Annotated in this window: 12 protein-coding genes and 3 pseudogenes; 13 read left to right on the forward strand and 2 right to left on the reverse strand. The window is 70.7% G+C overall.

Features of this window, described 5'->3' with window-relative positions:
* Positions 1–72 precede the first annotated feature (72 nt).
* From GQF42_RS30250 to serA, 6 genes are all read left to right on the forward strand, one after another.
* Positions 73–1050, forward strand: coding sequence for a 2-hydroxyacid dehydrogenase (locus GQF42_RS30250; RefSeq protein ID WP_199272854.1), 978 nt, complete (start codon positions 73–75; stop codon positions 1048–1050).
* Between the two features lie 229 nt (positions 1051–1279).
* A complete protein-coding gene (locus GQF42_RS30255; RefSeq protein ID WP_375996235.1) occupies positions 1280–4486 on the forward strand; it encodes a putative bifunctional diguanylate cyclase/phosphodiesterase in 3207 nt (1068 codons plus the stop codon).
* Positions 4487–4839: 353 nt separating this feature from the next.
* A complete protein-coding gene (locus GQF42_RS30265; protein WP_199272856.1) occupies positions 4840–6687 on the forward strand; it encodes an acetolactate synthase large subunit in 1848 nt (615 codons plus the stop codon).
* A 20-nt stretch (positions 6688–6707) separates the two neighbouring features.
* A complete protein-coding gene (ilvN, locus tag GQF42_RS30270) occupies positions 6708–7232 on the forward strand; it encodes an acetolactate synthase small subunit (RefSeq protein ID WP_158925108.1) in 525 nt (174 codons plus the stop codon).
* Between the two features lie 120 nt (positions 7233–7352).
* Complete coding sequence (ilvC, locus tag GQF42_RS30275) at positions 7353–8351, forward strand: ketol-acid reductoisomerase (protein ID WP_158925110.1); 999 nt, start codon at positions 7353–7355, stop codon at positions 8349–8351.
* Positions 8352–8641: 290 nt separating this feature from the next.
* The gene (serA, locus tag GQF42_RS30280; protein WP_158925112.1) at positions 8642–10231 is read left to right on the forward strand and encodes a phosphoglycerate dehydrogenase; all 1590 of its coding nucleotides are present in this window, start codon (positions 8642–8644) and stop codon (positions 10229–10231) included.
* A 120-nt stretch (positions 10232–10351) separates the two neighbouring features.
* Here the strand turns inward: serA and GQF42_RS30285 are convergent, their stop codons facing one another.
* A complete protein-coding gene (locus GQF42_RS30285; RefSeq protein ID WP_158925114.1) occupies positions 10352–11881 on the reverse strand; it encodes an MFS transporter in 1530 nt (509 codons plus the stop codon).
* A gap of 98 nt (positions 11882–11979) precedes the next feature.
* Here GQF42_RS30285 and GQF42_RS30290 point away from each other — a divergent pair, with 98 nt between their 5' ends.
* From GQF42_RS30290 to GQF42_RS30300, 4 genes and pseudogenes are all read left to right on the forward strand, one after another.
* Positions 11980–12564 carry a TetR/AcrR family transcriptional regulator gene (locus tag GQF42_RS30290; protein ID WP_158925116.1) on the forward strand — a complete coding sequence of 195 codons (585 nt, stop codon included), beginning with the start codon at positions 11980–11982 and terminating at the stop codon, positions 12562–12564.
* A gap of 163 nt (positions 12565–12727) precedes the next feature.
* Positions 12728–12850 (forward strand): annotated as a pseudogene (locus tag GQF42_RS30295) (XRE family transcriptional regulator); the annotation flags it as partial.
* A 4-nt stretch (positions 12851–12854) separates the two neighbouring features.
* Positions 12855–12929: pseudogene (locus tag GQF42_RS47730) on the forward strand (DUF397 domain-containing protein); the annotation flags it as partial.
* Positions 12919–13062 (forward strand): DUF397 domain-containing protein, encoded by a 144-nt coding sequence (locus GQF42_RS30300; protein WP_375992713.1) that lies wholly within the window; start codon positions 12919–12921, stop codon positions 13060–13062. The pseudogene GQF42_RS47730 and the gene GQF42_RS30300, both read left to right, overlap by 11 nt.
* Before the next feature lie 4 nt (positions 13063–13066).
* Here GQF42_RS30300 and GQF42_RS30305 read toward each other — a convergent pair whose 3' ends face one another.
* Positions 13067–14320, reverse strand: coding sequence for a PucR family transcriptional regulator (locus GQF42_RS30305; protein ID WP_199272857.1), 1254 nt, complete (start codon positions 14318–14320; stop codon positions 13067–13069).
* Positions 14321–14463: 143 nt separating this feature from the next.
* Here GQF42_RS30305 and GQF42_RS30310 point away from each other — a divergent pair, with 143 nt between their 5' ends.
* The 3 genes and pseudogenes from GQF42_RS30310 to GQF42_RS30320 form a co-directional block, all read left to right on the forward strand.
* Entirely contained in the window at positions 14464–15390 is a 927-nt protein-coding gene (locus tag GQF42_RS30310; RefSeq protein WP_158925120.1) for a proline dehydrogenase family protein, read from the forward strand.
* A gap of 38 nt (positions 15391–15428) precedes the next feature.
* Positions 15429–17060, forward strand: a complete 1632-nt coding sequence (pruA, locus tag GQF42_RS30315; RefSeq protein ID WP_158925122.1) for an L-glutamate gamma-semialdehyde dehydrogenase — start codon at positions 15429–15431, stop codon at positions 17058–17060.
* A gap of 86 nt (positions 17061–17146) precedes the next feature.
* Positions 17147–17679 (forward strand): annotated as a pseudogene (locus tag GQF42_RS30320) (GNAT family N-acetyltransferase); the annotation flags it as partial.
* Positions 17680–17681: the final 2 nt, after the last annotated feature.

Here is a 17681-nt window from a genome sequence, read left to right on the forward strand (position 1 = left end):
GTCGTGAACCTCCCTCTCCTGCTCCCCAACCTAACCTCTGTGCCCGCACGCCCCTGACATAGCCTCCATGCCATGACTACGGACGTGTGGCTTCCCATCCCGCCGAAGGAGATCGAGGGGCTTCCCGAGGGGCCCCGGTACCTGTTCTGGGACGGCGGTGAGGACGGTGAACAGGAGTTTCCCGGCGATCCCGCGGACTGTGCCGTCTACGTGGTGCCGTACATGAAGCCGCTGCCGGTCCGGGTGCGCCCGCTGGAGCACCTGACCCACGTGCGGCTGATCCAGACGCTCACGGCGGGCGTCGACGACATCACCGGGCGGCTCGACGCCATCGTGCCGGGCGTCGCGCTGTGCAACGCGCGCGGTGTGCACGAGGCGAGCACCGCCGAACTCGCCCTCACCCTGACCCTCGCCTCCCTGCGCGGCATCCCCGGCTTCGTACGCGCCCAGCAGGAGCGGCGCTGGGAGAGCGGGTTCCACCCCGCGCTCGCCGACAAGAACGTCCTCATCGTCGGCTACGGCTCGATCGGCGCCGCCATCGAGGACCGGCTCACGCCCTTCGAAGTTGCGCGGGTGGCGCGCATCGCGCGCGAGGGGCGCACCACGGCGCGCGGTCCTGTGCATCCGTTCGCCGATGTGCTCTCACTGCTTCCGGACGCGGATGTCGTCATCGTCTCCACTCCCCTCACTCAGGCCACACACCATCTCGTCGACGCCGGGTTCCTCGCGCGGATGAAGGACGGGGCGCTGCTCGTGAACGTCGCGCGCGGTCCCGTGGTGGACACCGAGGCGCTGCTCGCCGAGCTGAACAGCGGCCGGATCTCCGCCGCCCTGGACGTCACCGACCCCGAGCCGCTGCCGTCGGACCATCCCCTGTGGCAGGCGCCCGGTGTGCTGATCAGCCCCCATGTGGGCGGTCCCTCCTCGGCCTTCCGGCCCCGCGCCGAGCGGCTGCTCGCCGACCAGCTGCACCGGTTCGTGAACCGGGAGCCGCTGCGGAACGTGATCCTGACGACGGGCGCCGAGACGGCAGGAGCGGGCGGGCACTGATCCTTTCCGCCTCGTTCCGACTCGAGCGGGGCCCTTTCGGCACCCTCCGCAACCCCTCGGACGCGGCCCGTACCCGCATCCCCGCTGGTCGTCACGGAGCGTAGAGAAGCTATGTCCCTGAGTGACGATCCTGGTGTATCGTCCCGACAGGGGCTGCGCCGCTGACCGTTACGGCGCCGGGGATGGACATTTCAGATTTGTGAGGGGGGCGACGGGCGATGCACGGCCTATGGACGAACGATCCGACGCGGCGGAGCCGCCGACGGCGACCCTGGCGCACGGCCACGCGCAGACGCGGCCACCACACCGGCCATCACAGCCATCACCAGCGCAGGCACAGCGGCCGCAGGAGGCATGCGCACCCAGCGCACCGGGACCGTCGGGGCCGGGGAGCGGCGCGGACCGGGAGGCCCCGGTGACTGCGCCGCTCTCTGTGACGACCGTGCCGGAAGAAGCGGTGCGCGCACCGCATCCGCAGCAGGCGCCGCCGCCCTGCCGGCCGGCCGTCGGCGAGCGCTCGCGCGGGACGGAGCAACTCGTCCTCGCCCTGGTCTGTGCAGCCTACGCCGTCGGGGCCGCGTTCGACTGGGGTGCGAACGAAGTGGCGTTGATCATGGGGGACTTCGGGCTGGCCGCGGCTGCGGGCACCGCCGCCGTCTCCTGCTTCCTGTACGCCCGCAGCCCGCGCGTCCGCTTCCGGTCGGCCTGGCTGTTGTTCGCCCTGTCGTCGATGATGGCGTCCCTCGGCAACGCGGTCTGGGGGTGGTACGAGGTCGTGCTCGCCCGGCCCGTGCCCACGCCCAGCTACGCCGACCTGTTCTTCCTGTGCTTCGCACCGCCCGCCATCGTGGGCCTGCTGGTGCTGGCCAAACGGCCGGTGACCAGGGCCGGCTGGATCTGTCTGGGGCTGGACGCCTGGCTGATCGGTGGCTCGCTGCTGACGCTGTCGTGGAGCCTCGCGCTCGCCCAGGCGGCCCGCTTCGACGGGCCGAGCGTGGAGCACACCGCGCTGTCGCTGGCGTACCCGCTGCTCGACATCGCGCTCGTCAGCATGGTGCTCGCGCTGCACTTCCGCCGGGCCCCGGGCAGTCGTACGGCGGTGAACACCGCGATCGGCGCGCTCGCGCTGACCGTGATGTGCGACGCGCTGTTCACCTCCCCGCTGCTGCACAGCAGTTACCGCTCCGGTCAGCTGCTGGACGCCGGCTGGTTCGCCGGTTCGCTGCTGCTCGCCTACGCCCCCTGGGCCGCACCCCGGTGCAAGGGTGCGCAGGAGGCGCACGCTCCGGACGGGCACACGCGCGTGGTCCACGAGCACGTGCCCGGACAGCGCGGCACGGGCCGGCACCCGGCGCCCGCCCAGAGCGGTGAGCACGGCCGCTATCCGGCCGGCCGGCCGCTCACCGGATCCCTCGCCGCGCTCACTCCGTACCTCGCCGCCGCCGTGTGCACCCTGGGCATTCTGTACAACGTCCTCAACGGCCGCAGGCCCGACCACGTCGTGCTGATCACGGCGGGCGCGGTCGTGCTCGCGCTTGTGATCCGGCAGGGCATCATGCTGCTGGACAACATCACCCTCACCCAGGAACTGGCGCAGAAGGAGAACCACTTCCGCTCCCTGGTCCAGGGCTCCAGCGACGTCATCATGATCGCCGCGCCCAACGGCATGCTCCGGTACGTCTCCCCGGCCGCCGCCGGGGTCTACGGCCGGCCCGCCGAGGAACTGGTGGGCACCGAGCTGGCCGCTCTCATCCATCCTGAGGACCTGGGCTGTGTGGTGCACGAGGTACGGCGCTTCCTCGTCGCCAGCCCGCTGGAGGAGCCCACCACCCGTATCGAGTGCCGCTTCCGCTCCGGCGACGGCGGCTGGCTCAACGTCGAGTCGACCGTCAACCGGCACCACGGCGGGCTGATCTTCAACAGCCGGGACGTGACCGAACGCGTCCGCCTGCAGGCGCAGTTGCAGCACAACGCCGAGCACGACCCGCTGACGGACCTGCCCAACCGCGCGCTGTTCACCCGGCGCGTCCAGCAGGCCCTGTCCGGCCGCCGTGCGACCGACCGGGGTGCCGCCCTGCGCAACACGGCGGTGCTCTTCATCGACCTGGACGGCTTCAAGGCCGTCAACGACACGATCGGGCACCAGGCCGGGGACGAGCTGCTGGTCCAGGCCGCCCGCAGACTCCAGGACGCGGTCCGGCACGGGGACACCGCCTCCCGGCTGGGCGGCGACGAGTTCGCGGCCCTGATCGTCGGGGACGGCACCCGCGACCGTGCCGCCCGGGAGCGCAACATCCTGGAGCTCGCCGACCGCCTCAGGATGACCCTCTCCCAGCCCTACGCCATCGACGGCAACGATGTCCGGGTCAACGCCTCCATCGGCGTCGCCTTCGCCGAACCGGGCCTGGGTGCGGGCGAGTTGCTACGCAACGCCGACCTCGCGATGTACCGCGCGAAAGCGGCCGGAAAGGGCCGCGTGGAGCTGTACAAACCGCAGATGCAGCAGGACGTCGTACGCAAGGCGGAACTGGCCACGCGGCTGCGGGCCGCACTGCACGACGGCGAGTTCGCGCTGCTGCACCAGCCGGTGGTGTGCCTGGGCAGCGGCCGGATCACGGCGGTCTCCGCACAGGCGCGCTGGCGCTCCTCGCAAGGGGTGCTGTTCACCCCGGCCGAGTTCCTGCGGGTGACCGAGGACGGCGACAAGACCGCCGAGCTGGACCGCTGGATCCTCCAGGAGGCCGTGGAGCAGGCGGCCGAACGGGCCGCGACCGGGCTCGTCATGCCGGTGGCCGTCCGGATGAGCGCCCGGCGGCTGCTGGACCGCTCGGTGCCGCTCGGCTCCGTGGAGGCGCTGCTGACCCGGCACGGGCTGCCGCCCGGCGCGCTGGTCATCGAGCTGTCCGACACCGATCCGCGCATCTCCCTGGACGAGCTGGAGCGGCGCCTGGCCGCGCTCAGCCGGCTCGGGGTGCGGATCGCGCTGGACTGCTTCGGCAACGGCCACGCGGCCATCACGGCGCTCAGAAGGCTCCCGGTCGACGTCCTCAAGCTCGACCGCAGCCTGGTCGAGGGTGTCGTGGAGTCCGCGCGGCTGCACAAGATCACGAGCGGTCTGCTGCGGATCGCCGGCGATCTCGGGCTGCAGTCCGTGGCCGACGGCGTGGACCTGCCGGAGCAGGTCCTCGCGCTGCGCACGATGGGCTGCACCCATGGGCAGGGCATGGCGTTCGCGGGAGCGGTGGACGAGTACCGGCTGCGCCGGGCGCTCGGATCCGGCCACTATCCGGTGCCGCACGCAGCGGCGGCGCCGGTGTTCGCGGGCGGTGTGCGCGAGCCGCAGGGGCGGGTCGGCGTCGAGAGCGCGGCCGTACTGAGGCCCGAAGGGCTGAGCGCGGTCGTGGCCCCGGCCCCGACCGGTGGGCCGCGCAGGTGAGCGAGTAGTGGAGAGGGGCACGGGGGTGTAGACAGGGGGTGTTCCCCGCTGTCTTGGGAGGCGACCGTGCCCTTCGCCCACATTCTGAGACTCGCGTCCCACCCACTTGACACGTGGTGTGCGCCGGGGGGAGGGTCAGTTCCATGCGCACCCGAATTCTCGTACTTGGACAGCGCGTCGGTTGAGCTGGGACCCACCGGAGGACGATCCGGAATCCCCAGCGACCTCACCGGCGCGCTCCCCTCGCTTGCCTTTCGGCACGAGGGGTTTTTTGTTGCACGAGCACCGATCGTGCAGCGCTTGAACTCCGCACAAACCTCGCAAAAACCCTCAGCATCGAGAAGAGAATGCCGATGACCGAGCAGGCCACCGGGGCCCATCCGCAGCCGCGGCCCCGATCCGGAGGACAGCAGTCCGCCCCCGTCGAGCACGTCACGGGTGCGCAGTCCCTCATCCGCTCCCTCGAGGAGGTCGGCGCGGACACGGTATTCGGCATTCCCGGCGGCGCGATCCTGCCGGCGTACGACCCGCTGATGGACTCGACCCGGGTGCGCCACGTCCTGGTCCGTCACGAGCAGGGCGCCGGCCACGCAGCCACCGGCTACGCGCAGGCCACCGGCAGGGTCGGCGTCTGCATGGCCACCTCCGGACCCGGCGCCACCAACCTGGTCACGCCGATCGCGGACGCCCACATGGACTCCGTCCCGCTGGTCGCGATCACCGGCCAGGTCGCCTCGAAGTCGATCGGCACGGACGCCTTCCAGGAGGCGGACATCGTCGGCATCACCATGCCGATCACCAAGCACAACTTCCTCGTCACCAAGGCCGAGGACATCCCGCAGGTCATCGCGCAGGCCTTCCACATCGCCTCCACCGGCCGTCCGGGCCCGGTCCTGGTCGACATCGCCAAGGACGCCCTCCAGGCGAGGACCACCTTCTCCTGGCCGCCCACCATGGACCTGCCCGGCTACCGCCCGGTGACCAAGCCGCACGCCAAGCAGATCCGCGAGGCCGCCAAGCTGATCACCGCCGCCAAGCGGCCCGTCCTCTACGTCGGCGGCGGCGTCATCAAGGCGCAGGCCACCGCCGAGCTGAAGGTCCTCGCCGAACTCACCGGCGCGCCCGTCACCACCACCCTGATGGCGCTCGGCGCGTTCCCCGACAGCCACCCGCTGCACGTGGGAATGCCGGGCATGCACGGTGCGGTCACCGCCGTCACCGCGCTGCAGAAGGCCGACCTGATCGTCGCCCTCGGTGCCCGCTTCGACGACCGCGTCACCGGCAAGCTGGACAGCTTCGCCCCGTACGCCAAGATCGTCCACGCCGACATCGACCCCGCCGAGATCGGCAAGAACCGCGCCGCCGACGTGCCGATCGTCGGTGACGCCCGCGAGGTCATCGCCGACCTGGTCCAGGCCGTGCAGAAGGAGCACAGCGAGGGCCACAGGGGCGACTACACCGCATGGTGGAGCGACCTGAGCCGCTGGCGCGAGACCTACCCGCTCGGCTACGACCAGCCCGAGGACGGCTCCCTGTCCCCGCAGGCCGTCATCGAGCGGATCGGCCAACTCGCGCCCGAGGGCACGATCTTCGCGGCGGGCGTCGGCCAGCACCAGATGTGGTCCGCGCACTTCATCCAGTACGAGAAGCCCGCCACCTGGCTGAACTCCGGCGGCGCCGGAACCATGGGCTACGCGGTCCCGGCCGCCATGGGGGCCAAGGCCGGGCAGCCGGACCGGACCGTCTGGGCGGTCGACGGCGACGGCTGCTTCCAGATGACCAATCAGGAACTGACCACCTGCGCGCTGAACAACATCCCGATCAAGGTCGCCATCATCAACAACGGCGCCCTCGGCATGGTCCGCCAGTGGCAGACCCTCTTCTACAACCAGCGCTACTCCAACACCGTGCTGCACAGCGGTCCGGAGGACATCAACCCGGACGCGAAGGGCACGCGCGTGCCGGACTTCGTGAAGCTGTCCGAGGCGATGGGCTGCGTGGGTCTGCGCTGCGAGCGCCCGGAGGACCTGGACAAGGTCATCGCGGAGGCGAACTCCATCAACGACCGCCCGGTCGTCGTCGACTTCATCGTCCACGAGGACGCGATGGTCTGGCCGATGGTCGCCGCCGGCACCTCCAACGACGAGATCATGGCCGCCCGGGACGTCCGCCCCGACTTCGGCGACAACGAAGACGACTGAGCGAGAGAGACGAACGAGAAATGTCCAAGCACACGCTCTCCGTCCTGGTGGAGAACAAGCCGGGCATCCTGGCCCGGATCGCCGCCCTGTTCTCCCGCCGCGGCTTCAACATCGACTCGCTCGCGGTCGGCGTCACCGAGCACCCCGACATCTCCCGCATCACCATCGTGGTGGGTGTCGAGGAACTGCCGCTGGAGCAGGTCACCAAGCAGCTCAACAAGCTCGTCGAGGTGCTGAAGATCGTCGAGCTGGAACCCGGTTCGGCCGTTCAGCGCGAACTCGTTCTGGTGAAGGTGCGCGCCGACAACGAGACCCGCTCCCAGATCGTCGAGATCGTCCAGCTGTTCCGCGCCAAGACCGTGGACGTCTCCCCGGAGGCCGTGACCATCGAGGCCACCGGATCCGGCGAGAAGCTGTCCGCCATGCTCAAGATGCTGGAGCCGTTCGGCATCAAGGAGCTGGTCCAGTCCGGCACGATCGCGATCGGCCGCGGCGCCCGTTCGATCACGGACCGCTCGCTGCGCGCTCTGGACCGATCCGCGTAAGGCTGGAAACGGGCGGTCGGCGCCGCGCCGCCCGCCCGTATCCCGAGACCCGCAGACTTCCCTTCCCCTCACCGGCATACGGTGGGACGCACAACCTGCACACCAAGGAGAGAACCCAAAGTGGCCGAGCTGTTCTACGACGCTGACGCCGACCTGTCCATCATCCAGGGCCGCAAGGTCGCGGTCATCGGCTACGGCAGCCAGGGCCACGCCCATGCGCTGTCGCTGCGTGACTCCGGCGTCGACGTCCGTGTCGGTCTGCACGAGGGCTCCAAGTCCAAGGCGAAGGCCGAGGAGCAGGGCCTGCGCGTGGTGACGCCGGCCGAGGCCGCCGCCGAGGCCGACGTCATCATGATCCTGGTCCCGGACCCGATCCAGGCCCAGGTCTACGAGGAGTCCATCAAGGACAACCTCAAGGACGGCGACGCGCTGTTCTTCGGCCACGGCTTCAACATCCGCTTCGGCTTCATCAAGCCCCCGGCCGGCGTCGACGTCTGCATGGTCGCCCCGAAGGGCCCGGGCCACCTGGTCCGCCGCCAGTACGAGGAGGGCCGCGGCGTTCCGTGCATCGCCGCCGTCGAGCAGGACGCCTCCGGTAACGCCTTCGCGCTCGCCCTGTCCTACGCCAAGGGCATCGGCGGCACCCGCGCCGGCGTCATCAAGACGACCTTCACCGAGGAGACCGAGACCGACCTCTTCGGCGAGCAGGCCGTCCTGTGCGGTGGTACGGCCGCGCTGGTCAAGGCGGGCTTCGAGACCCTGACCGAGGCCGGCTACCAGCCGGAGATCGCCTACTTCGAGTGCCTGCACGAGCTGAAGCTGATCGTGGACCTCATGTACGAGGGCGGCCTGGAGAAGATGCGCTGGTCCATCTCCGAGACCGCCGAGTGGGGCGACTACGTCACCGGCCCGCGCATCATCACCGACGCCACCAAGGCCGAGATGAAGAAGGTCCTCGCCGAGATCCAGGACGGCACCTTCGCCCAGAACTGGATGGACGAGTACCACGGCGGTCTGAAGAAGTACGACGAGTACAAGAAGCAGGACTCCGAGCACCTGCTGGAGACCACCGGCAAGCAGCTGCGCAAGCTGATGAGCTGGGTGAACGAGGAGGCGTAAGCCTCACGTCAGGGGGCCGGGGCATGATGCTCCGGCCCCCGTCGTCCATCTGTTGTCCACCCCGTCCAGCGCCGGACGGGTGATCCTTCCGCAGAGGCGTAAGACGGTCTCGGCGGCGCCACTACACTGCTGCACAACACGCGTCAGGCCCACAGCGTCGTGCGTCTTCCGCGGCAAAGCGACCCCGAGAAATTTCCGGCACGCCCCACGCGGAAATTCCCCGGCGCCGCTCCCTCCACCGCCAGCGGCCGTCGGGACGGCCGTCCGCATTGGACTTGTGAGGACCTCACGTGAGCTCGAAACCTGTCGTACTCATCGCTGAAGAGCTGTCGCCCGCGACCGTGGACGCACTCGGCCCGGACTTCGAGATCCGGCACACCAACGGAGCCGACCGCGCCGAACTGCTCCCGGCCATCGCCGACGTCGACGCGATCCTGGTCCGTTCCGCCACCAAGGTCGACGCGGAGGCCATCGCCGCGGCGAAGAAGCTGAAGGTCGTCGCGCGCGCCGGCGTCGGCCTGGACAACGTCGACGTCTCCGCCGCCACCAAGGCCGGCGTGATGGTCGTCAACGCCCCGACCTCCAACATCGTGACCGCCGCCGAGCTGGCCTGCGGTCTGCTCCTCGCCACCGCCCGCAACATTCCGCAGGCCAACGCCGCGCTCAAGAACGGCGAGTGGAAGCGCAGCAAGTACACCGGCGTCGAGCTGGCCGAGAAGACCCTCGGTGTCGTCGGTCTCGGCCGCATCGGCGCCCTGGTCGCGCAGCGCATGTCCGCCTTCGGCATGAAGGTCGTCGCCTACGACCCCTACGTGCAGCCTGCCCGGGCCGCGCAGATGGGCGTCAAGGTCCTCTCCCTGGACGAGCTGCTCGAGGTCTCCGACTTCATCACCGTCCACCTGCCCAAGACGCCCGAGACCCTGGGCCTGATCGGCGAGGACGCGCTGCACAAGGTCAAGCCGAACGTGCGCATCGTCAACGCCGCGCGCGGCGGGATCGTGGACGAGGAGGCGCTGTACGCGGCGCTCAAGGAGGGCCGGGTCGCCGGCGCGGGCCTCGACGTCTACGCGCAGGAACCCTGCACCGACTCCCCGCTCTTCGAGCTGGACCAGGTCGTGTGCACCCCGCACCTGGGTGCCTCCACCGACGAGGCCCAGGAGAAGGCCGGTATCGCCGTCGCCAGGTCCGTCCGCCTGGCGCTCGCCGGTGAGCTGGTCCCGGATGCGGTCAACGTCCAGGGCGGTGTCATCGCCGAGGACGTCAAGCCCGGTCTGCCGCTCGCCGAGCGCCTCGGCCGTATCTTCACCGCGCTCGCCGGCGAGGTCGCCCACCGTCTCGACGTCGAGGTGTACGGCGAGATCACCCAGCACGACGTGAAGGTGCTGGAACTGTCCGCGCTCAAGGGCGTCTTCGAGGACGTGGTCGCCGAGACGGTCTCCTACGTCAACGCCCCGCTGTTCGCGCAGGAGCGCGGTGTCGAGGTCCGGCTGACCACCAGCTCCGAGTCGAACGAGCACCGCAACGTCGTCACCGTGCGCGGCACCCTGGCGAGCGGCGAGGAGGTGTCGGTCTCCGGCACGCTGGCCGGTCCCAAGCACCTCCAGAAGATCGTCGCGGTCGGTGACTACGACGTCGACCTCGCGCTCGCCGACCACATGGTCGTCCTGCGCTACGAGGACCGTCCCGGAGTCGTCGGCACCGTCGGCCGCATCCTCGGTGAGGCGGGCATCAACATCGCCGGCATGCAGGTGGCCCGCGCGGGTGTGGGCGGCGAGGCGCTGGCCGTGCTGACCGTCGACGACACCGTGACCGCCGCCGTGCTGGCCGAGGTCGCCGCCGAGATCGGTGCGACCTCCGCCCGCTCGGTGAACCTGGTCTGACGGCCCTCCCGCCCACCGGACTCGGTGGGCCCAAGGGCTGAGCCTGTGCTCGACCCCCAGAGGGGGCAACGCCGGGCGGGCTGACTCTCGTCAGCCCGCCCGGCGTTCTTCTTCTGGGCCCTACTCCGTGTCCCCGGCCCCGATCCTGCGCAGGCTCAGCGCCGCGCCCACCGCGGCCACCACGAGGATGACCGCCCCGGCGATCGCCGCGCCGTTCATTCCGGTGGTGAACGCCTCCCGGGCGGTGGCGACGAGGGACCGGCCGGCCCCGCCGGGCAGCCGGGCGGCCGTGGCGAGAGCGCCGCCGAGGGTCTCGCGGGCCTCGGCCGGGGCGGTGGCCGGCATCTCGTGGCGGTAGATCGCCGTACCGATGGAGCCGAGGACGGCCATGCCGAGGGCGCCGCCGAACTCGGTACTGGTCTCCAGCAGGGAAGAGGCCGTGCCCGCCCGCTCCACCGGAGCGCTGCTCATCGCGAGGTCCACCAGCTGGGACGCGATCGCGACCATCCCGCAGGCGAGGACGCCGGCCCCGGCCAGCGCCGGCCACAGCGAGTCGGTGCCGAGCAGGGCGAGCATCGAGAACCCGGCCGCCATGGCCGCGAAGCCGCCGGCGACGACGTATCCCCGGTTGACCCCCCGCTGCACGAGCTGCGCGGTGACCGGACCGGCGAAGCCGATGAACACCGAGGGCAGCAGGCTCCACAGGGCCGCCGACAGCGGGCTCTTGCCGAGAACCGACTGCAGGTACTGCGTGGTGAAGATGGCCGAGCCCAACATCGCGAAAGCGGCGACGAGGTTCAGGGCCAGCGCCGGGGCGAAGCCGTGGCCCCGCAGCAGGGCCGGCGGGATCAGCGGGGAGGGCGCGGTGCGCTGGCGGCGGACGAACAGGGCCGCGAAGAGCAGGCCGACGGTGATCGAGACGACGTACAGCGGGTGCCAGCCCTCGGAGGGGATCTCCTTGAGGCCGTAGATCACGGGGAGTACGGCGGCCATCGACAGCGGGACGCTCACCCAGTCGAAGCGGCCGGGCCCGGGGTTGCGCGACTCCGGCAGCAGGACCGGGCCGAGGAGCAGCAGCAGCGCCATCGCGGGCAGGTTGACCAGGAAGACCGAGCCCCACCAGAAGTGCTCGACGAGGATGCCGCTCATCACGGAGCCGAGTGCGATACCGCCGGTCATCACGCCGGACCACAGGCCGATCGCCTTGGCCCGCTGGGCGGGATCGGTGAACATCGTGCGCAGCAGCGCCATGGTGGACGGCATCAGGGTCGCTCCGCCGATGCCGAGGAGCGCGCGGGCCGCGATCAGGGTCTCGGCGCTGTTCGCGTAGGCCGCGAGGAGCGAGGCTCCGCCGAAGGCGGCGGCGCCCGTGAGGAGGAGCTTGCGGCGGCCGATGCGGTCGCCGAGCGAGCCCATCGTCATCAGCAGGCCGGCCAGGACGAAGCCGTAGACGTCGAAGATCCACAGCTGCTGGGTGCCGCTCGGGTGCAGATCGGTGCTGATCGCGGGAGTCGCGAAGTACAGGACGGAGACGTCCATCGAGACCAGCAGCAGCGGCAGCATCAGCACGCCGAGGGCGGTCCACTCGCGGCGTCCGGCGCGGGTGCCTTCGGCGCGGACGGTGGGGGCGGTGCTCGTCGGGTTCGTCATGCCGAGAAATGTACGCACGTCTTAAACGCTTGTCTAGAACGATTGTGTAAGTCATGCGTCTAGGACACGTGTATGGATCGCGGGGTAGGCTGACCGGCATGGGACACCGTGAGGATCTGCTCGAAGGCGCCAAGCGCTGCCTGCTGGAAAAGGGGTTCGCGCGCACGACGGCGCGCGACATCGTCAAGGCCTCGGGGACCAACCTGGCCTCGATCGGCTACCACTACGGCTCGAAGGACGCACTCCTCGCGCAGGCCTACATCGCGATGGTGGAGAACATGTCCGGTGCCTTCGACGGGGGCGAGGGCGGAGCGATCGAGGGCGCGCCCGGCTCGCTGGAGCGGTTCCGGTGGGTGTGGTCGAACATCGTCGCCACCATGCGGGAGCCGGACTCGATGTGGCGCCTGAGCATGGAGGTCATGACCATCGACATGCCCGAGGTGCGCGAGCACCTGTCCCACGCGCAGCGCGAGGGCGGGCGCGGCCTCGTGGCCGTCCTCCAGGGCGTGCCGGAGGAGGAGGTCTCCGACGAGACGGCCGACACCCTCGGCCGCTTCTACATGACGCTGATGACCGGGCTCATCGCGCAGTGGACGTTCGACGCGAAGACGGCCCCGGACGGGGACGCGCTCACCGAGGGCCTCCGGCAGATCATCGAGGGGGCAGGGCCGGCACCTGCCTGACGGGGTCGGGTGCGCCCAGCCGCGCCCGTACCGTCTTGCCGACCTCCGTCCTCAGGAACCAGTCCAGCTCCTCCGTGAGGTGGGCGACGACCAGGAGTCCCCGGCCGCGTTCGCCTCCGGCGTGCTCGCGGCCCGGTTCGGGAAACGCCCGCACCGGGTCCGGTCCACCTCGGACAAGCCCCGTGAAGTGGACCGCTTCCACCGCCGGTTCGACGCCATGGCAGCATCAGCCCTGCCTCCCGAGGACACGCCCGACTTCCTGCATCGACTACGACTAGAGCTGTAGGTCCATGACCCCGCGCCACATCGCAACCGAACTCGCTCCCGACCCTGCCTGGTTCAAGTCCTCCTACAGTGACCCCGGCCAGAACTGCGTCGAAGTGGCCCCCCCTCCACCCCCACGTCGGCGTCCGCAACTCCAAGAACCCCGCCGGGCCCGCCCTTCTCCTCCCTTCCCGCGCCTGGACGGAGTTCGTCGCCCACCTCGCCGGGCGGTGACCGCTCACAGCCGCGCCCCCTTGAGCGCCATGTGCAGCAGCAGCCGGTCCTCCCCGTCGTCCAGGTCGAGGCCCGTCAGCTGCTCCACCCGGGACAGGCGGTAGTACAGCGTCTGCCGGTGGATGCCCAGCGCAGCGGCCGCGCGGCCGGCCTGGCCCGCGCAGTCCAGGTAGACCTCGGCGGTGCGGGCCAGCTCCCGGTGGGCGGGGGACAGGAGTGGGCCGACCACCGGATCGTGCGCGGCCTGCGGCGGCAGCGCCGTCAGCAGCCGGTACGGGCCGATGTGCGCCCACTGTGCGACCGGTCCGAGCCGCGGCTCGGCCAGCGCGGCACGCGCGGCGGCGGACGCCTCCTCCCAGACCGTGCCCAGCTCGGCGAGGCCGGTGCGGGGCTCACCGACTCCGGCGGCGCATCCGGTACCGCCCGCCGCGGCCGCCCGCGCCCCGCGCGCCCCTTCGGTCTCCTTCAGCAGTCGTGTGGCCGCCGCCAGCGCGGGGGTGCCCACCTCCGTGGTCCGCAGCCGGACCAGCAGCGCAAGGCTCTGGCCCGATGTGCCCCAGGGGAGCGTGCACAGCGCCAGGGCGTGCGGGATCGTACGGGCGGCGGGGGCGTCGTCCGGGTCGGCCGAGGGCCAGGGGGCGACACAGACCAGCGTGTGCGGGCCGTCGGCGCGCGGACCGAGGGCGGTGCGCAGCTCGGCCACCGCCATGTCCCGCTGCCAGCCGCGCTCCGCGCTGAGCACCGCCCGCAGTTCCCGGCTCAGCCCGGCCCCGGCCTCCGCCTCGTCCGCGAGCAGCGCGCCGATCCGGCCGGCCACCTCCATCGCGGCGGCCAGCTGTGCGTCCGTCGGCCCCGGATCGCCGTCCAGCAGCCAGACGTAGCCGAGGACGACACCCCGATGGCGCACGGGCAGACAGATCCGGCCGCGGTACACCCCGGCCTCCGTGCTCGGCGGGATCCGCACCGGGCCCGTCGCTCGGGTGATGCCGAAGCCCTCGAACCAGGACCGGACCGTCGCCGTGGAACGCCGGGTCAGGATCGAGCGGGTGCGCACCGGGTCCAGCGCGGACGCGTCCAGCTCGTCGTCGCTGTCGTACGCGCCGAAGACGATCAGCTCGAAGTCGCGGTTCTCCAGGGTCGCCGGGACGCCCAGCAGCTCCGAGATCTCGTCCACCAGTTCCTGGTAGTCGCCCTTGAAAGCTTTGAAATCCGCCGCCACTCGGGCATTCTCCCTCATTTTCCGGCCGTCTTCATACATCTGTCTGAGATCCAGTGCACGGATGCGTGACAGCTGTCGATGGCTCACGATCGGAGGGATCCTTAGGTTTCACGGTGGTTCTCCGTGCCGTACCCGAATCGTCGGGTCACGGCCCATTTGATGCTTGTCTGTGGAGGTGCCCCGTGCTGGGTCCCGTGATTCTCGCCGCGTCGCGCAGCGACCGGATGCGACGCCTGATCTCGGCGGCCCCGGTGACCAAGCAGGTCGTCGACCGCTTCATCCCCGGCGAGACCGTGGACGACATCGTCCCGATCATCAAGGACCTGACGGCCAAGGGCCTGGAGCTGACGATGGACGTCGTCGGCGAGGACATCACCACCCCCGGGCAGGCCACCGCCGCCCGGGACGCCTACCTGGCGCTCATCGACCACCTCAAGGACCTGGGGCTCGGCGAGAAGGTCGAGATGTCGGTCAAGCTCTCCATGTTCGGCCAGGCGCTGGAAGGCGGCCACGAGCTGGCCCTCGCCAACGTCCGCCCGGTCGTCGAGGCCGCCGCCGCGATCGGTACGACCGTGACGCTGGACGCCGAGGACCACACCACCCTCGACTCGATGTTCGCGATCCACGAGGAGCTGCGGAGGGACTTCCCGCAGACCGGCTGCGTCATCCAGGCCTACCTCTTCCGCACCGAGGCCGACGCCCGCCGCCTCGCCGCCGCCGGCAGCCGCGTCCGCCTCGTCAAGGGCGCCTACAAGGAGCCCGCCGAGGTCGCGTACCAGCAGAAGCACGAGATCGACAAGGCGTACGTGCGCGTCCTGCGCATCCTGATGGAGGGCGAGGGGTACCCGATGATCGGGTCCCACGATCCGCGCCTCATAGCCATCGCCCAGGAGCTGGCCCACCAGGCCGGCCGCAAGTTGAACGAGTACGAGTTCCAGATGCTGTACGGCATCCGCGGCGACGAGCACCTCCGGCTGGCCGCCGAGGGTCACCGGATGCGCGTCTACACCGCCTACGGCACCGACTGGTACGGCTACTTCATGCGCCGCCTCGCGGAGAAGCCGGCCAACCTGCGCTTCTTCCTGCGCTCGATGGTCAGCAAGGGCTGAACCGAACACCCGCTCACGATCAAGGAGTCAAGGATCTCATGGACGCTGTGACCCAGGTCCCCGCCCCCGTCAACGAGCCGGTGCACGGCTACGCCCCCGGCTCGCCCGAGCGCGTCCGGCTCGAGGCCAAGCTCAAGGAGCTGGCCGAGAACCCGATCGACCTGCCGATGACCATCGGCGGCGAGAAGCGGATGGGTGGCGGCGAGCCGTTCCAGGTGGTGCAGCCGCACAACCACAAGGCCGTCATCGGCACCCTGCGAGGCGCCACCCAGGCGGACGCCCAGGACGCCATCGACGCGGCCCTGGCCGCCGCGCCGGCCTGGCGCGCGATGTCCTTCGACGACCGCGCCGCGATCATCCTGCGCGCCGCCGAGCTGCTGTCCGGCCCCTGGCGCGAGACGATCGCCGCCTCCACCATGCTGGGCCAGTCCAAGACCGCCCAGCAGGCCGAGATCGACACCCCCTGCGAGCTGGTCGACTTCTGGCGCTTCAACGTCCACTACGCCCGCCAGATCCTGGCCGAGCAGCCCCCGGCGAACTCCCCGGGCGTGTGGAACCGCATGGACCACCGCCCGCTCGAGGGCTTCGTCTACGCGATCACGCCGTTCAACTTCAGCGCCATCGCGGGCAACCTGCCCACCGCCCCCGCCCTGATGGGCAACGTGGTGGTCTGGAAGCCGTCCCCGACCCAGACCCACGCCGCCGTGCTGCTGATGCAGCTGCTGGAGGAGGCCGGTCTCCCCAAGGGCGTCATCAACCTCGTCACCGGTGACGGCATCGAGGTCTCCAAGGTCGCTCTCGAGCACCGCGACCTGGCGGGCATCCACTTCACGGGTTCGACCAAGACCTTCCAGTACCTGTGGAAGACGGTCGGCACCAACATCGAGAAGTACCGCACCTACCCGCGTCTGGTCGGCGAGACCGGCGGCAAGGACTTCCTGGTCGCCCACCCGAGCGCCGACCGCGCCGTGCTCAAGACCGCCCTGACCCGTGGTGCCTTCGAGTACCAGGGCCAGAAGTGCTCCGCCACCTCCCGCGCCTACATCCCGGCCTCCATCTGGAACTCCGGCTTCAAGGAGGAGTTCGCGGCCGAGGTCGACTACCTCACCATGGGTGACGTCACCGACCTGTCGAACTTCATCGGCGCCGTGATCGACGACCGCGCCTTCGCCAAGAACAAGGCCGCGATCGACCGCGCGAAGTCCGACCCGACCTGCGAGATCGTCGCGGGCGGCAGCTACGACGACTCGGTCGGCTACTTCGTCCGCCCGACGGTCATCGTCTCCACCGACCCGGAGAACGAGGTCTTCCGCACCGAGTACTTCGGCCCGGTCCTCGGCATCCACGTCTACGAGGACGACCAGTACGAGGCGATGCTCGAGCAGATGGAGTCGGTCTCCGACTACGCCCTGACCGGCTCGGTCATCGCGGGCGACCGCGCCGCCGCCGCGTACACGATGGACAAGCTCCGCTACGCGGCCGGCAACTTCTACATCAACGACAAGTCGACCGGTGCCGTCGTCGGCCAGCAGCCCTTCGGCGGTGGCCGCGCCTCCGGCACCAACGACAAGGCCGGTGCCCCGCAGAACCTCCTGCGCTGGACCCTGACCCGCGCCATCAAGGAGACGCTGGTCCCGCCGACCGACTACGCGTACCCGCACATGGGCTGACCAGCCCCCGCGAACACGGGCCGGGAAGCTGCCGTACAGGCGGGCTTCCCGGCCCGTTCCCATTCCCCGTCGGCCACACCGGGCCCATGACCATCCGACTGCGCCGCGCCCGCACCGCCGACCTGGACCCCGGCGAACTCCGCGCCGCCCGAGCGGTGTTGGACGCGGCTTTCGACGGCCGGTTCTCCGCCGAGGACTGGGACCACGGGCTCGGCGGCCTGCACGTGCTCGTCCACGACGACGCCGGGCTCGCCGCCCACGCTCGGTCGTGCAGCGGCGCATCCGGCACCGGGGACGCCGGCTGCGCACCGGATACGTCGAGGCCGTCGCCGTACGCCCCGACGCGCGGCGCCAGGACCACGGCGGGCGGGTGCTGGGCGAGCCGGCGCGGGTGATCGAGCGGGCCTACGACCTCGGTGCGCTCTCGGCGAGCCCGCAGGGAGCCCCGCTGTACACCGCCCGGGGCCGGCAGCAGTGGCGCGGTCGGGTGCACGGCCTGTCGCCGCAGGGGGTCGTACGGCTACCGGAGGAGGAAGGGGACATGTACGTGTGGCCCACGCTCGCCGGGCCGCTCGATCCCGCCGGTGAGTTCGTCCTGGACTGGCGGGACGGGAACGTCGC

This window comes from Streptomyces broussonetiae (assembly GCF_009796285.1).
In the GTDB taxonomy this organism is placed as follows: Bacteria; Actinomycetota; Actinomycetes; order Streptomycetales; family Streptomycetaceae; genus Streptomyces; species Streptomyces broussonetiae.

Bases quoted from the DNA above. Each gene is read 5' to 3' on its own strand.
- GQF42_RS30250 (WP_199272854.1), top strand. From the start codon at position 73: ATGACTACGGACGTGTGGCTTCCCATCCCGCCGAAGGAGATCGAGGGG.
- GQF42_RS30255 (WP_375996235.1), top strand. From the start codon at position 1,280: ATGGACGAACGATCCGACGCGGCGGAGCCGCCGACGGCGACCCTGGCG.
- GQF42_RS30265 (WP_199272856.1), top strand. From the start codon at position 4,840: ATGACCGAGCAGGCCACCGGGGCCCATCCGCAGCCGCGGCCCCGATCC.
- ilvN (WP_158925108.1), top strand. From the start codon at position 6,708: ATGTCCAAGCACACGCTCTCCGTCCTGGTGGAGAACAAGCCGGGCATC.
- GQF42_RS30285 (WP_158925114.1), bottom strand. From the start codon at position 11,881: ATGACGAACCCGACGAGCACCGCCCCCACCGTCCGCGCCGAAGGCACC.
- GQF42_RS30290 (WP_158925116.1), top strand. From the start codon at position 11,980: ATGGGACACCGTGAGGATCTGCTCGAAGGCGCCAAGCGCTGCCTGCTG.
- GQF42_RS30305 (WP_199272857.1), bottom strand. From the start codon at position 14,320: ATGTATGAAGACGGCCGGAAAATGAGGGAGAATGCCCGAGTGGCGGCG.
- pruA (WP_158925122.1), top strand. From the start codon at position 15,429: ATGGACGCTGTGACCCAGGTCCCCGCCCCCGTCAACGAGCCGGTGCAC.